The organism is Amycolatopsis sp. lyj-112, assembly GCF_046549055.1.
GTDB lineage: Bacteria > Actinomycetota > Actinomycetes > Mycobacteriales > Pseudonocardiaceae > Amycolatopsis.
Genome location: NZ_JAJPWS010000013.1, coordinates 60,220 through 75,034 on the forward strand (window position 1 = coordinate 60,220; position 14,815 = coordinate 75,034).

General features: G+C 67.3%; 13 protein-coding genes. 7 read left to right on the top strand and 6 right to left on the bottom strand.

Annotated elements, in window-relative coordinates; all coding sequences use genetic code 11:
• Positions 1-358 precede the first annotated feature (358 nt).
• From ACLJRL_RS32600 to ACLJRL_RS32620, 5 genes are all read left to right on the top strand, one after another.
• A complete protein-coding gene (locus ACLJRL_RS32600) occupies positions 359-2,182 on the top strand; it encodes a phosphoenolpyruvate carboxykinase (GTP) (RefSeq protein WP_410660179.1) in 1,824 nt (607 codons plus the stop codon).
• A gap of 87 nt (positions 2,183-2,269) precedes the next feature.
• A complete protein-coding gene (locus tag ACLJRL_RS32605) occupies positions 2,270-3,166 on the top strand; it encodes an LLM class F420-dependent oxidoreductase (protein WP_410660180.1) in 897 nt (298 codons plus the stop codon).
• Entirely contained in the window at positions 3,163-3,768 is a 606-nt protein-coding gene (locus ACLJRL_RS32610; protein WP_410660181.1) for an ATP-binding cassette domain-containing protein, read from the top strand. Before ACLJRL_RS32605 ends, ACLJRL_RS32610 begins: the two co-directional genes overlap by 4 nt.
• Positions 3,765-5,009, top strand: coding sequence for a DUF6297 family protein (locus ACLJRL_RS32615; protein ID WP_410660182.1), 1,245 nt, complete (start codon positions 3,765-3,767; stop codon positions 5,007-5,009). The genes ACLJRL_RS32610 and ACLJRL_RS32615 overlap by 4 nt, the downstream gene beginning before the upstream one ends.
• 76 nt (positions 5,010-5,085) lie before the next feature.
• Entirely contained in the window at positions 5,086-5,661 is a 576-nt protein-coding gene (locus ACLJRL_RS32620) for an EndoU domain-containing protein (protein WP_410660183.1), read from the top strand.
• A 4-nt stretch (positions 5,662-5,665) separates the two neighbouring features.
• Here ACLJRL_RS32620 and ACLJRL_RS32625 read toward each other — a convergent pair whose 3' ends face one another.
• Both ACLJRL_RS32625 and ACLJRL_RS32630 read right to left on the bottom strand, forming a co-directional pair.
• Positions 5,666-5,944 (bottom strand): helix-turn-helix domain-containing protein, encoded by a 279-nt coding sequence (locus tag ACLJRL_RS32625; protein ID WP_410660184.1) that lies wholly within the window; start codon positions 5,942-5,944, stop codon positions 5,666-5,668.
• A gap of 378 nt (positions 5,945-6,322) precedes the next feature.
• On the bottom strand, positions 6,323-7,939 hold the full coding sequence (locus ACLJRL_RS32630; RefSeq protein WP_410660185.1) for an alpha/beta hydrolase: 1,617 nt from the start codon (positions 7,937-7,939) through the stop codon (positions 6,323-6,325).
• 202 nt (positions 7,940-8,141) lie between these two features.
• Between ACLJRL_RS32630 and ACLJRL_RS32635 the strand changes: the two genes are divergently transcribed.
• Together ACLJRL_RS32635 and mctP are read left to right on the top strand one after the other, a co-directional pair.
• Entirely contained in the window at positions 8,142-8,420 is a 279-nt protein-coding gene (locus ACLJRL_RS32635) for a DUF3311 domain-containing protein (protein ID WP_410660186.1), read from the top strand.
• Positions 8,417-10,060 (top strand): monocarboxylate uptake permease MctP, encoded by a 1,644-nt coding sequence (gene mctP / locus ACLJRL_RS32640; protein WP_410660187.1) that lies wholly within the window; start codon positions 8,417-8,419, stop codon positions 10,058-10,060. The genes ACLJRL_RS32635 and mctP overlap by 4 nt, the downstream gene beginning before the upstream one ends.
• A gap of 69 nt (positions 10,061-10,129) precedes the next feature.
• Here mctP and ACLJRL_RS32645 read toward each other — a convergent pair whose 3' ends face one another.
• The 4 genes from ACLJRL_RS32645 to ACLJRL_RS32660 all read right to left on the bottom strand — a co-directional run bounded on the left by ACLJRL_RS32645 (position 10,130) and on the right by ACLJRL_RS32660 (position 14,589).
• Positions 10,130-11,344: an RNA polymerase sigma factor gene (locus tag ACLJRL_RS32645; protein WP_410660188.1), complete on the bottom strand. Its 1,215-nt coding sequence runs from the start codon at positions 11,342-11,344 to the stop codon at positions 10,130-10,132.
• A gap of 23 nt (positions 11,345-11,367) precedes the next feature.
• Positions 11,368-11,724, bottom strand: coding sequence for a YciI family protein (locus ACLJRL_RS32650; protein WP_410660189.1), 357 nt, complete (start codon positions 11,722-11,724; stop codon positions 11,368-11,370).
• Positions 11,725-11,801: 77 nt separating this feature from the next.
• Complete coding sequence (locus tag ACLJRL_RS32655; protein WP_410660190.1) at positions 11,802-12,725, bottom strand: GNAT family N-acetyltransferase; 924 nt, start codon at positions 12,723-12,725, stop codon at positions 11,802-11,804.
• 673 nt (positions 12,726-13,398) lie between these two features.
• Positions 13,399-14,589 (bottom strand): AAA family ATPase, encoded by a 1,191-nt coding sequence (locus ACLJRL_RS32660; protein ID WP_410660191.1) that lies wholly within the window; start codon positions 14,587-14,589, stop codon positions 13,399-13,401.
• Between the last annotated feature and the right edge of the window lie 226 nt (positions 14,590-14,815).

Below are 14,815 nucleotides of genomic sequence, written 5' to 3' on the forward strand. Positions count from 1 at the left end.
TGTAATTCTGGTCACAGAACGGCCCGGCACGAGCCTCGTGCCGGGCTTTCTCATGTCCGATTCGGTCCTACCGCCGCGTTCGAGTGCCCGGCTGTTGTGCTGTCGATCACCGGAAGAATTTCTGCGAATGGCCCATTCCGGTGATACTGAATCGATTCCCTTATCGTTCTTGTGAGAGAACCGACAGGTCAGCTCTCGGTTACCTGCCGGTCATCCGGCTACTCTCGGGGAATCCCAAAACCTGCACACCGGTCTTCCCGCCGGTGTGCGAAGCCATTCGGTCGCCGGCGACGAGGCCCGCATCGGAACAGCGTCGTTCCCGGTGTGGGCCTCTCGCCGTCGGAAGTCAGGAGTAGAGATGACCGCAGTCGCCATCCCTGGACTGGAAAAAGCGCCGACGACGCACAGCGGCGTCCTGTCCTGGGTCCGGGAGGTCGCCGAGCTGACCACCCCGGACCGCGTGGTGTGGGTCGACGGGTCCGACGAAGAGGCCGCGCGTATCAATGCCGAACTGGTCGCCGCCGGCACGTTCGTGCAGCTCGACGCGAAGCCCAATTCGTACTGGGCCGCCTCCGACCCGAATGACGTCGCCCGAGTCGAAGAGCGCACCTTCATCTGTTCGGACGACGAAGAGGACGCGGGCCCCACCAACCACTGGATGGCCCCGGCCGAGATGAAGGCCACGATGACCGAGCTGTACCGCGGGTGCATGCGCGGTCGCACGATGTACGTGATCCCCTTCTGCATGGGTCCCCTCGGAGCCGAGGACCCCAAGCTCGGCATCGAGATCACCGACTTCGCCTACGTCGTCGCCTCCATGCGCGTGATGACCCGCGCCGGCAAGGCCGCGCTGGACAAGTTCGTCACCGAGGACGGCACCGAGCGGTCGTTCGTCCCGGCGCTGCACTCCGTCGGTGCGCCGCTGGAGCCCGGCCAGCAGGACGTTCCCTGGCCGTGCAACACCACCAAGTACATCTCGCACTTCCCCGAGAGCCGTGAGATCTGGAGCTACGGCTCGGGCTACGGCGGCAACTCGCTGCTGGGCAAGAAGTGCTACTCGCTGCGCATCGGCTCGGTCATCGCCCGTGACGAGGGCTGGCTGGCCGAGCACATGCTGATCCTCAAGCTGATCTCGCCGGAGAACAAGGTCCACTACGTCGCGGCCGCGTTCCCCAGCGCCTGTGGCAAGACCAACCTCGCGATGCTGCAGCCGACCATCCCGGGCTGGCGCGCCGAGACCCTCGGTGACGACATCGCGTGGATGCGGTTCGGCGAGGACGGCCGTCTGTACGCGGTGAACCCGGAGTTCGGTTTCTTCGGCGTCGCGCCGGGCACCGACTGGCACACCAACCCCAACGCGATGCGCACCATCGAAAAGGGCAACACGGTCTACACGAACGTGGCGCTCACCGACGACGGTGACGTCTGGTGGGAGGGCATGGGCGAGAAGCCCGCGCACGCCACCTCCTGGAAGCAGCAGGAGTGGACGCCGGAGTCGGAAGAGAAGGCCGCGCACCCGAACTCGCGCTACTGCACGCCGATGTCGCAGTGCCCGATCCTCGCGCCCGAGTGGGACGACCCGCAGGGCGTGCCGATCTCGGCGATCCTGTTCGGTGGCCGCCGCAAGACCACGGTCCCGCTGGTGAACGAGGCCCGCGACTGGCAGCACGGCGTGTTCATGGGCGCCACCATGTCGTCGGAGACCACCGCGGCCGCCGCCGGCGCGGTCGGCAACGTGCGCCGCGACCCGATGGCCATGCTGCCGTTCCTCGGCTACCACGCCGGTGACTACTTCAAGCACTGGCTGGACCTCGGCAAGAAGGCCGACGCGGACAAGCTGCCGAAGATCTTCTACGTCAACTGGTTCCGCCGTGGCGACGACGGCCGTTTCCTGTGGCCGGGATTCGGCGAGAACTCGCGGATCCTGAAGTGGGTCATCGAGCGCGTCGAGGGCAAGGGCAACGCGAACGAGACCCCGGTCGGTTTCGTGCCGAACGCCGAGGACCTCTACACCGACGGTCTCAAGGAGCCGCTGGCCGACATCCAGGCCGCGCTCGACGTCTCCGCCGACGAGTGGCGCCAGGAACTGCCGCTGATCGAGGAGTGGTTCGAGAAGATCGGCGACAAGGTCCCGTCGTCGCTCCGTGACGAGCTGGATGCGTTGAAGCAGCGTCTCGGCTGATCACCCTGATCGCGCCGAAAGGCCTCATCCTCATGGTCATTCCTGAGGATGAGGCCTTTCGGCGTTAGCCGTGGGTAACGTGGCCTCATGACTTCTGGAGGGAAGAGCAAGCCGTTCAGATTCGGCATGAACATGGTCATTCCGGACAGCCGTCCGGTCTGGGTCGAGAAATGCCGGAAGGCCGAGGGCCTCGGGTTCGATGTCATCGGGGTCGCCGAGCACCTGCGGATGGCACCGCCGTTCCCCGCGCTCGTGCTCGCCGCCGAGGCGACGAGCCGGGTGCGGCTCAACACCTTCGTCATCAACACCGCCTTTCACAATCCCGCGTTGCTCGCCCGCGATGCCGCGGGCACGGACCTGTTCACCGAAGGCAGGCTGGAGCTCGGCCTCGGCGCCGGGAACGTGAAGTCCGAGTTCGAAGTGGCGGGTTTGGAGTTCCCGAGGGCCGGCAAGCGCGTCGACCACCTCGAGCACACCGTCAAGGAACTCAAGCGTCACTTCGCCGATGAGAAACACCGGCCCCTGACCGTGCAGCAACCGGGCCCGCCGTTGTTGATCGCCGGCCGCGGCGACCGGCTGCTCACCCTCGCCGCCGAACACGCCGACATCATCGGGTTCACCGGTACTGCGGCCGTTCCCGACGGCAGTCCGCTCGTGGCCGCCGACGCGGCCGAAATCGAAGAGCGGGCGAACTTCGTCCGCGAAAAGCTGAACGGGCGCGACGCCGAATTCAACATTCTTTCGCATTTCGTCGAAGTCGGCGAAGATCGACGGGCGGGATTGGAGAAGGTGCGCGGCTTCCTGAAGGACTCGCACACCGTCGAGCAGATCGCGGAATTGCCGACGGCGCTCGTCGGTACCCATGAACAGATCGCCGAGCAGCTGATCGCACATCGCGAGCGGTTCGGTATCACCTATTTCACCGTCCTGGAGCAGAATATGGAGCCCTTCGCGCCGGTGATCGAGTTGTTGCGCGGCCGATGATCGACGTACGCGGGCTCGGCGTCCAGGCCGGGGAGCACTGGTTGTTCGACGACCTCGATTTCGAGGTCGAGGCGGGTGAATGCGCGGTGATCGTCGGCCCGAACGGGGTCGGCAAATCGACCTTGCTCCGCTGTCTGTACGGAACGCAGACCCCGCAGCGGGGCCGGGTCGTCGTCGCGGGCGGAAAGCCCGATGAACGCGATTTCGCCTTTCGCCGCAAGGTTTCCGTGCTGTTCGACGATTCCGATTTCTTCGCCGAGCTGACCCCGGTCCAGCATCTCGAACTGCTGGAGGGCTCGTTCGGCACCGCTGTCGGCGATCACGACGCCCTGCTGGCGGACGCGGGTCTTTCCGAGCGGGCGAAGGTCACCGCGGGCAAGTTCTCCGCCGGGCAGCGCCGTCGTCTGCTGCTCCTCGGCGCGACGGCGAGGCCGCACGACGTCCTGCTGCTCGACGAGCCCGAGCGGGCACTCGACGTCGCCGGGAAGGAATGGCTGACGTCGCTGATCGCGCGTTCGACCAGGGCGGGTGCGGCCGTCGTCGTGGCCACCCACCATCCTCCGCTGCTCGCGGCGGCCGACTCCACCCTCGAGCTGTTGTGACCACGAAGGCCCCCACTCACGTTCCGGGCAGGCAGCGGTTCGGCGGACTGCTCAACGGGGACTACCAGACTTTCCTGGCCCTGTTCGGTTTCGGGGCGCTGTTCACCGCGTTCCAGAACCTGCCGAAACTGCGGGAATTCCTCTTTGGACTGTCCGCTGTGGACTTCTCGGCCGTCTTCGGGCTGCTGGTCGTGCTGTGCGCGCTCTTCTGGCGGAGCCTGCTGCGACGCGGCTTCGTCTGGGCCGAACCCGCGGCGCTGACGTGGATGGACTTCACCCGGGTCGACAGGCGCCGCGTCGTCGCCAAGCGGATGTGGACGCTGTGGTTCGGCCTTGTGCTGGTGGTCGGCTATACCGGGGCGCTGGTCACCGCGATCGGCGGCGGTTCGATGGACGTCTGGATCGCGATGTCCGCGCTGACCGGCTCCGGGGCGATCCTGGCGGCCGTCACCGCGCGTCGGACGGCGATCCGCGGGGAGACGGCGGGCCCGGTGGTACTCGCGGTGGCCGGCCTGCTGGTGGCCGCGACGGGGCTGGGTCCGGTGGCCGTCGAGGTACTGGCGGCCGTGGTGTTCGTCGTCGCGGTGGCGGTGGCCTTCGGCGGCGAACCGATGTCGGCGGTCGGGCGGCAGGAGCTGGTCGACGGCTGGAACGCGCGGCTCCTGCGGGCGATGGCCATGGTCTTCCTCGACCCGATGCTGCTGATCCCGGAATCGAGCCCGGTGCCCCGGCTGTCGCTGCGCCGCCCGACGACGTTGCGGCTCGCGTGGGCGGGCGTCCTGGGTAGGATGCGCTACGCGGCCGCCGGTGTCGTGGTCGCCTGTCTGGTCGGTGTCGGGCACCTGGCGTTCCCGGCCATTCCGGCCGGCCCGCTGTTCGCGATAGGCGCGTACGCGGCGCTCGTGCCCTTCGTCGGCGGGCTCGGCGAGCTGTGGCGCAACCCCGGCCGCCGCCGGTGGCTCGGCGCGTCCAACCTGGAGTTGCGGCTGGTCAACGGCCTGGTGATCGGTTTCCTCAGCCTCGTCTGGGGAGTGTTGCTCGCCCTGGTGACCGTGACGCTCGGCGTGAGCCCGGCCTGGCCGGCGTGGCTCGCGATCCCGCTCGCCTTCTTCGCCGCGCTGCGGACCGCGACCCGGCCGCCGATGAACTACGATGTCAGCGGCGGGAGCGCGGCGTTCCAGGCGCTGCGGGGCGTCGACGTCCTGTTCGTCGGTTCGGCTTTGCTCAGCGTGATCGGCTGAAGTCACCCGTTCCCGCGTTCGGATCATTCGAATACTCCGAATGCGGGTTACCCTCGGTGCGACGAAAGGAGCACGAGTGGGCGGCGGGCACGCACCGGGCAAGGGGCGGCGGGCGACCAGTGAGTTCCCCGTGGGCTGGACCGACGAGCAGATCATCGCGGTCATCAAGGATGTCGCGAACGATCCCAGCGAACCCCGTCGCAGACAGCACAACGGCCGCTGGCGCTGCGCGGGCGAGCGGTACGGCGTGCACCTGATCGTGCTGGTCGAAGAGAACGGCAACGTCCACACCGGCTACCCGGTCGCGGGACCGGGTGTCGTCCGCAATGCCGACGCCGCGGCGGACCCGGCCAACCCGACGGTCGCCGACCTCGCCGCCGGACGCATCAGCTTCTTCGGCGAAAGCCTGCTCGACCAGCTGACCGACCGCATCGCGCCGGACGTCCTCGCCTACTACCGGACCCTGCACTGGTCGGGTGAGTGGGAGGAGCTGGCCGACGTCCTCGTCGCGCACGCGTTGAACGAGACCCTGCGGCTCAGCGTGGACGAATACGCCACCCTGGAAAGCCTGCTGAACAGCTTCGACCTGCCCGTCGACGGCTTCCTCTACCTGAACGACCGGGCGCACTCGCTGAGCGTTCTGCGTCCCTGACGGCTCAGCTCGCTTCGGCGACTTCTCCGGTCACTTCGGTGTCCGCGGCGGCGCGCAGAGACTCCAGCGGCAGACCGACCGCGTCGGCGATCGCCGCCACCGTGAAGAAGGCGGGCGTCGGGATCCGGCCGGTCTCGATCTTCCGGAGCGTCTCCACCGAGATCCCGGCCTCCGCCGCGACCTCGACCATGCTCCGCGAGGCCGACGCGCGGGCGTCCCGGAGCACCAGCCCCAGCCGCTCTCCGCGTTCGCGTTCCTCGTCCGTCAACGGCACTCGCACCATGAACCCAATACTAATACCGGTCTCGAACGCGGTCGAGTTACCCCGGTGCGGCGGTAACGAGCCCCTTCGCCCCGTCTTCCACGGCGTCAACCGAAAGCGGTGCCGCGCTCGCGTGGTCGCAGACTGACGATGAAGGAACTGGGACACTCAACGTCCCAAATCCTCCACACTCACGAGGTTCCGCCAGCCTTGGAGCAGGGTCCGCCAGGACTCGTATCGCCACTCACGACCACCCGGCCCCTCCATCGCGTGGCCCGTCGGGTTACCCCTATCGAGTTACCCACAACCTGTGGATAACTCTGTGCACAGGTTGTGGACCGGGCACAGAAAAGGGCCCCGCCGAGTCAAGACTCGACGGGGCCACAATCCCTGGGGGCATCAGCCGCCCGCGGGCACCGGAAGTGGGAGTCCGGGGACGCTCTGGTCGTTCGGCACCTTGCCGTCGACGAAGAAGTCCTCCACGATCTTGTCCACACCCGTGTTGCCGCCGGCGTAGATACCGTGGTCGCCTTCACCGGTCACGGTGACCATGCGCGAGTTGGCGAACGCGCGGTGCGCCCGGGTGGCGCCTTCGAGCGGGGTCGCCGGGTCGTGCACCGACTGGACGATCAGCACCGGCGGGACACCGCGGCCGTCGAGACGCGGCAGATCGACGGGCTTGTTCTTCCAGAAGATGCACGGCTGGATCAGCCAGCCGGCGCCGAGCAGGGGCAGATCGCGGTCGATCAGCTTCTGCGACTGCCGGATCACGCTCTGCCGGTTTCCGCTCCACGGACCCTCGTTGCAGGGGATGGACCAGAAGCTGGCGTTGTAGGAGTCGCCGTCGCTCGGGACGAACAGCGGCTGCGGGCCGATGACGCCGTCGCCGTCCACCGTCTCCGCCTTGACCTTCTGCGCGGCCGTGGCCTTCTGCGCCTGGGTCGCGGTGCCCTCGGTCAGCGTCTTCAGGTTGACCAGGTAGTCGGCCAGCGCCGTGAAGTTGCGCTTCGAGTAGAGGTACCCCGCGATCGTCGAGTCGAGCGCGTTGGCCGACACCGGGACGCCGTCCACCTCGACCGGGTTCTGCGTCAGCGCGAAGCGGACCTTCTCGTAGGTCTTGCGAGCGGCTTCACCGGTCTTGCCGAAGCCGTAGACCTTGTCGTACTTGCCGATCCACGGCAGGAAGTCCTGCCGCCAGCGGCGCTCGAAGCCGAGCGGCTGCCAGTCGAACGAGTTCTGCCAGGTGGTGGTGAACTCGGTCGCCGAGTCGAGCAGGAACCGGCCGGTCCGGGTGGGGAACTGCTGCGCGTAGTGCGCACCCATCCAGGTACCCGCCGAGTAGCCGACCCAGTTGATCTTGTCGCGGCCCAGCAGGACGCGCAGCAGGTCGATGTCGCGGACGGTCTGGGCCGTGTTGATCAGCGGGCCCAGCTCGCCGGACTTCACCTGGCAGGAGTCCGCCGCGTACTTGGTGGCGTCCAGGATCAGGTTGAGGTTCGCCCGGCTGCGGTCACGCGGGTCGAGGTCGGATCCGGTGCCGATCGCGTTGCCGCAGGTGATGTTCGTGCTCTTGCCGGTACCGCGCGGGTCGAGACCGATGATCTCCTGGTTCGCGCGCAGCTTCGTCTGGTTGCGCAGACGCGCCGGGAAGTTCCGGCCGGGAGCGCCCGGGCCACCCGGGTTGGTGATCACGCTGGCGGTCGCGTTGCCGCTGGTCGCGGCCAGGCGGCTGACGGCGATCGTCAGGTCGATGTTCTCGTTCGTCCGATACCAGTTGCGCGGCGCCCGGTAGGTCGCGCACTCCATGTTCTCGGCCCCCGGCGGCGGCGCTGTCGGCAGCTCGTCGGCCGTGCACTTGTGCCAGTCCAGCTTCTGACCCGCGTACTTCCCCGGAATGTTGGTGGAGTTCAGAGGCTGCTGCTTGGCCGCCTCTTGTCCTGCGAACGCAGGAGTGAACCCGGCCAGCATGGTGCCGGCGATTGCCGGGATCACCACCGCGTAGCGGAGTCTGGTCATCCGATGCCCCTTTGATCTTTGCGTGCGAAGTTCCTGTTCGCGACTGGGCTATTGATATCCGCTCCTGATGCGGGCGGCAACCGCCCTTCGTCGGATGGGCGGCGCTGATCAAATCGATATCGGGCGCGCGTGACCCAGGTGGGGCCGAGGTTCTAGGGTCATCGGGACCATCCGGGGTTACGGGAATGTTAGGTGAGGTCAGATGGCGTCAGGTAAGGCAGACGGGAAGGTGAGGGGCTTTCAGTTCAGCCCTTGGAACCTCCTGCTGATCATCCCGTTGCTGGTGCTGATCACGTCGCTGTTCAATACGGACGGCCCTCGGCTGTTCGGGATGCCGTTCTTCTACTGGTTCCAATTCGCCTTCGTCGCCGTCGGTGTGCTCTGCACCGGCATCGTCTACGCGATGACGAGGGACAAGCCGACCACTGAACGTCCCGACAAGCTGTCCGTGGACAAGCTCGACGAGGGGGACGCCAAGTGACCAACATCCAGTGGCCCGAGCTGATCATCTTCACGGTGCTGTTCGCCGTGGTCACGGTGCTCGGCTTCGTGGCATCGCGATGGAAGGCCGGCAACACCCTCGACCACCTCGACGAATGGGGCCTGGGCGGCCGCAAGTTCGGGTCGTGGATCACCTGGTTCCTGCTCGGCGGTGACCTCTACACGGCTTACACGTTCGTGGCCGTGCCCGCGCTGATGTTCAGCGCCGGCGCGATGGGCATGTTCGCGCTGCCGTACACGATCATCGTCTACCCGATCGTGTTGATGCCGGCGCTGCGGATGTGGTCGGTTTCCCGCGTCCGCGGTTACGTCACGCCCGCCGACTTCGTCCGCGGCCGGTTCGGTTCGCCGACGCTGGCGCTGCTGATCGCGATCACCGGCATCATCGCCACGATGCCGTACATCGCGCTGCAGCTCGTCGGCCTCGAAGCGGTGCTGCGGACGATGGGCATCAACGGTTCCGGCCTCGTCGGTCACCTGCCGCTGGCGGTCGCGTTCGTCATCCTGGCCGTCTACACCTACCAGTCGGGTCTCCGGGCGCCCGCGCTGATCGCGTTCGTCAAGGACATCCTGATCTACCTCGTGATCATCGTGGCGATCATCTACCTGCCCTCGAAACTGGGCGGCTGGTCGGCGATCTTCGGTGCGGCCGACGCGAAGTTCGACGCGTCGCCGTCGCAGTCGGACGGCATCCTGCTCAACGGCAATAACCAGCTGCAGTACGCCACCTTGGCGCTCGGTTCGGCCCTCGCGCTGTTCCTGTATCCGCATTCGCTCACCAGCGTGCTCGCCTCGCGCGGCCGTAGCGTGATCAAGCGGAACATGGTCGCGCTTCCGGCGTACTCGCTGGTCCTCGGTCTGCTGGCCCTGCTCGGTTATGTCGCGATCAGCGCCGGGGTCAAGCCGATCACCAACAACGCGACGGGTCGCCCGGACACCAACACGATCGTGCCGGTGCTGTTCGACTCGCAGTTCTCCTCGTGGTTCGCCGGGATCGCGTTCGCCGCGATCGGGATCGGCGCGCTCGTCCCGGCGGCGATCATGTCGATCGCGGCGGCGAACCTGTGGACCCGCAACATTTACAAGGAGTACGTCAAGAAGGACGCCACACCGGGTCAGGAAGCGAAGCAGGCGAAGATCGCTTCACTGGTCGTGAAGTTCGGCGCGGTGGCGTTCATCCTGTTCATCGACCCGCAGTACGCGATCGACCTGCAGCTCATCGGCGGTGTCCTGATCCTGCAGACACTGCCCGCCGTGGCGCTTTCGCTGTACACGCGCTGGTTCCACCGCTGGGGCCTGATCGCGGGCTGGGTGGTCGGCATCGGCTGGGGCTTGATCATGCTTTACAACATCCCCAACCCGGGCACCGGCCAGAAGCATTTCGGGGGGTCCGCGCTGGCGTTGGACAAGCTGTCGGTCTTCGGCTGGCACCCGTTCAGCGGCGTACAGCTGCAGATCTACGTCGGGTTCGTGGCGATCGCCGCGAACCTGCTGGTCGCGATCATCTTCACCCTGGTCGCCCGGCAGATGAAGGTCTTCAACGGCACGGACGACACCGAGCCCGAGGACTACCACGCCGACGAGCACGACAAGGACCTTCGAGAAATTGGCGTCCACTAGGCAGTTTCGCCGGAAGACGATTGTCCGTGAAGGCCTCCTTGAGGGACTCAGAGTCCCTCAAGGGGGCCTTCACGGACTGCAGCGGGCGAGGCGGCGCATGAGGAACCGGCGCTGCGGATCCGAACACGGCAGCGCCAGCGCCCGCCGGTAGTGATCGGCGGCCCGAGCCGGGTCGCCCGCGCGGAGCCAGAGCGCACCCAGGACGGCGGGCAGCAGCGTGTAGCTCGGCAGATCGGCCTCGATGGCTTCGAGTTCCGCGATCGCCGAACTCAAGGCACCGTCCACCATGGACAGTGCGATCGCCCGGTTCAGCCGCGCCACCGGGGACGGCCGCAGCGCCAGCAGGTCGTCGTACAGCCCGACGATCCGGCGCCAGTCCGGCGGCGAAGTGGTGCTGTGGCACAGCGCGATGGCCGCCTCGACGTGGTACGCCGACATCTCCGGCCCGCGGCACGCCCGCTCGAACAGCCGCGTTCCCTCGGCGATCATCGCGTGGTCCCAGCGGTCGCGGTCCTGCTCGTCGAGCAGCAGCAGATCACCGCCGGAGTCCACGCGCGCGGGCAACCTGCTGGCCTGCAGCAACATCAGCGCGACCAGCGCCCGCACCCTCGGCAGATCGGTTTTGGGCTCGGCCAGGAGCAGCCGCCCCAGCCGGATCGCCTCACCGCACAGCTCCCCGCGCACCGCGACCTCGCCGGTCGTCGCGTCGTAGCCTTCGTTGAACAACAGGTAGAGCACGGCCAGCACACTGTCCACTCGGGACTCGAGCGCGTCCGGCCCCGGCAGTGTGAGCGGTTTGCCGGATTCCCGCAGCCACTTCTTCGCCCGCACCAGCCGTTGCGCCACAGTCGCCGGTTTCGTCAGCAACGCCGCCGCGATCTCGTTCACCCCGAGCCCGCCGACGGTCTTCAGCGTCAGCGCCACCTGCGAGACCATCGGCAACGCGGGATGGCAGCACAACAGCATCAGCACGAGTTCGTCGTCCGTGTGCCGCTCGACCTCGACGACGTCGAGACCGGCCAGTTGCGGCAGCAGCGTCCGCAAGGTCCGTTCCCGCCGGACGACGTCCATCGCCCGGTTCCGCGCGGCCCGGAACAGCCAGCCCTGCGGATTGTCCGGCACTCCGCACTGCGGCCAGCTGCGCAGCGCCTGCTCCAGCGCGTCCGCGACGGCCTCCTCGGCGAGGTCGAGCCGCTCGGGGCCGAGCGCCCTGGCCAGCGTGGCGACGATCCGCCCGGCACTGTGCCGGAACAGATGCTCGACCACGCCGGCCGGGCGGCTCACGACCGCTCGAATTTCGGCATCGGTCAGTCCTCGCAACCGCGTTCGCCGACCTTGCGCACCTCGATCGGCCCGAAGTCCAGATGCGGATGCGTCGCGAAGATCTTCTCCGCCTGATCGAGGTCGTCGGCCTCGATCACCTGATAGCCGCCGACGATCTCGGTGGCCTCCGTATGCGGACCGCCGGCCGCGACGACCTCGCCGCCCGAACCGCGCAGCACCCGGCCGCTCTTGGACAGGCCGCCACCGCCGACGAACCGGCCTTCCTTAGTGCGTTCGTCGGCCCAGGCCATGTACTGCTCAAGCACGCGTTGTGCCTCGTCGGGGCCAAGATGCGTGTGGGAATCCTCGGTCGAGCGGATGAATCCGATGTAGTGGGGCATGGCGTCCTCCTCGGGATCGATGGTCCCTAGACGAACAAGCGCGCCGCGAATCGACACTAGTGGTCACGATCGGGCGCTCAGAGCTCCAGGCGCCAGGTCTGGCCGGTCAGTTCGTGTCCGAAACCGGGGATCGTCTCTTCGCTCACCAGCTGGAAGCCGGCCTTCTGATAGACCGCCCTGGCCGCGTCCAGCAGCGAAACCGTCCAGAGTTCCATCGCCGCGTAGCCGGAGGCCCTGGCGAACTCGACGCATTCGGTGACGAGGCGTTTCCCGACGCCGCGGCCGCGCGCGGCCGGTTCGAGCAGCAGCATCCGCAGTTTCGCGGTGCGCTCGTCTTCGCCGGGCATGCAGAAGATGCTGCCGACGCGCTCCCCGCCGAGTTCGGCGATCCAGCCCGCTTGGCGTGGCTCACCGCGCCGGTCGACGTAGTCCGCGACGACCCTCGCGACGAGGGCTTCGAAGCGTTCGTCCCAGCCGTACTCGCGGGAGTAGAGCGCGCCATGGCGGTGGACGACCCAGCCGAAATCCCCGGGCCGCGGCGGGCGCAGGACCAGCGTGGGATCCGACGGCCGCTCGCCGACCAGCGAGGTGATGGTGTCCATCGCGCCGAGGAGTCGTCCCTGCTCGTCGTCGCCGAAGCGGCCGAGCAGGGAGCCGATCCGGTCCACGGAGCGCGCGTCGAGGACGGCGAACGCCTTCCGGCCGTTTTCGGTCAGCCGGATGACCTGGCGGCGGGCGTCCTCGTCGCTGCGTTCACGGACGAGTAGGCCTCGGCCGTCGAGGCGGGTGAGCAGCCTGCTGGCGTACCCGGCGTCGAGATCGAGGCGTTTGCGCAGATCGGTGACCTGGGTCGTGTCCTGCTGCGCGAGTTCGAAGATGACCCGGGCCTCGCTCAGGGAGTACTCGGCGTCGGCCGGTCCTTCGTCCAGGACGCCGATCACGCCGGTGTACAGGCGGTTGAACGCCCGGACGGTCGCCACCCGGTCGGTCTGCTCAGTCATTTGACCACCTCAACAAAATCGTTGACTAGGTCAAAGATTACCGCGCAAGTCGGCGATGACAAGAGGAGAATCCGGGCAAATGGAAACCCCGTGATGCTGCCAGGTCGGGGGTCCGCCAGCATCACGGGGTCGTAATGGGTATCGACGCGGCTTTCCGCGGCGTTACACCCCACACACTATGTGTCGTAGGTCACTCGAATGGGCGACCGCCACAACGGTGGTGTCGAGATCAGCGCATGTGTGTGTGACGCGCTTGAGAGATAGCGATGAGTTCCTGACGAACGGTCGCGGTGGCCGCGGTGTCGATCGCCCGGTTCAGGGCCCGGCGAGTGCGAGCCTCGGCGCGACGGGCTCGGAGCTTGGCGGCGATGTTGTTCATCGGTTTAAGTCATCCCCTTGAGGGTCTTGTGTTCTTTGGGCTGTGCTCCTAGTATGCACTTCTTTTCACAAGGATGCCAACGATTGTTCGGTGACCTCGCACACTCGCCGATGAATCATCGGCAACTAGCGGGAAAATCCGAAGGTATTTGGTGTCACCGGTCACGTCTTGCTAACGCTGGGGCCGTCTAGCGTTCGTTCGAGAGACCGGAATATGGCGTGATGAAGCGCTAGTCGTGCCGAGTAGCGATATCTACGACTTTCTAGTGAAAGCGCTATAAAGAGCCAGAGAGTGTTAGTCCCGGCCGAGCAGGTAGTGGCCGAAGTGCGGGACGGTGAAGGCGATGTTCCCTCGCTCGGCGGAGTACACGAGGCCCTTCTTCATCAGGCTGTCCCGGGCCGGCGAGAGCGACGAAGGCTTCCGCCCCAGGTAGACGGCCACATCAGCGGTGCCGGCCGACTCGTCCCGGCCCTGCGTCAGCTCGGCCATCGCGAGCAGGTACTCACGTTCGGCGGGCGTCGCGCGCTCGTAGCGAGAGCCGAAGAAGCCGACAGCGAGTTCCGATTCGGCCTCCGGGGCGGCGACCTGGACGTCCTTCACGGTGATCGGATCCGCCGGGGCGGCGTCCCAGGCGGCCTTGCCGTAGGCCTGGATGAAGTACGGGTAGCCGCCGGACGCGTCGAACAACGCGTCCAACGCCTCCGGTTCGATCCCCGCGTCCTCACGTTCGATGGGAGCCATCACCGCGAGGTCGGCGTCTTCGCGCTCGAGCCGGTCGATGCGCGCGTAGCGGAAGAGACGCTCCGAGTACGACTTCGACGCCGAAAGCACCGCCGGCACATGCGGCAGCCCCGCCCCGACGACGACCAGCGGCGCACCGGACTGCGAGAGCTCGTGGCAGGCGGCGCACAGCGCGGAAACGTCTTCGGGCAGCAGGTCCTGGATCTCGTCGATCAGCAGCGCGACGCCGGTGCCGACGTCGGCCGCCAGTTCCGCGACCTCGGTGAACAGCTCGACCAGGTCGATCTCGATGTCGCCCGAATCGGCCCGGCCCTGAGCGGCGGGCACGTCGATGCCGGGCTGCCAGCGGTCGCGGAGTTTCGCGTCCGGTTTGTTGGCGCGCAGCGCGAACGCCTTGAGCACGCCCAGCACCTGTTCCACCCGGTCCGGCGCGCGGTGGCGGACGGCGAGGTCGCGGATCGCGCGGTGCAACGCGGCCGAAAGCGGCCGCCGGAGTTCGGTGTCGGGGCGGGCTTCGATCTTGCCCGCCCCCCAGCCGTGCTTGATCGCCATGGACCGCAGCTCCCCCAGGAGCACGGTCTTCCCCACGCCACGCAGGCCGGTCAGCATCAGGCTTCGTTCCGGTCTCCCGCGCGCGACGCGTTCGAGGACGACCTCGAAGGCCTGGAGTTCACGCACACGACCGGCCAGCTCGGGCGGCCGTTGACCGGCGCCCGGCGCGAAGGGGTTGCGGATGGGATCCACTCTCACAAGCTATCGGCGTTTCTAGCCCTGACCCGATATTCGGTGATATAGGCCTACGGCGTGTCGCGCGCTGACGGAAACGCGCCGAAGAGGCGCAGTGCTGGATTCGCCCTCACTTTGATCAAGAATGGCGCCCCTTCATCGCATTTCCGTGGGCCTTCGGCCCTAAAGAGGCGCGCGACGGTGAAGTCTCCGTCGGGCGCCGGGCGCCCTTGGGGAGACCTCG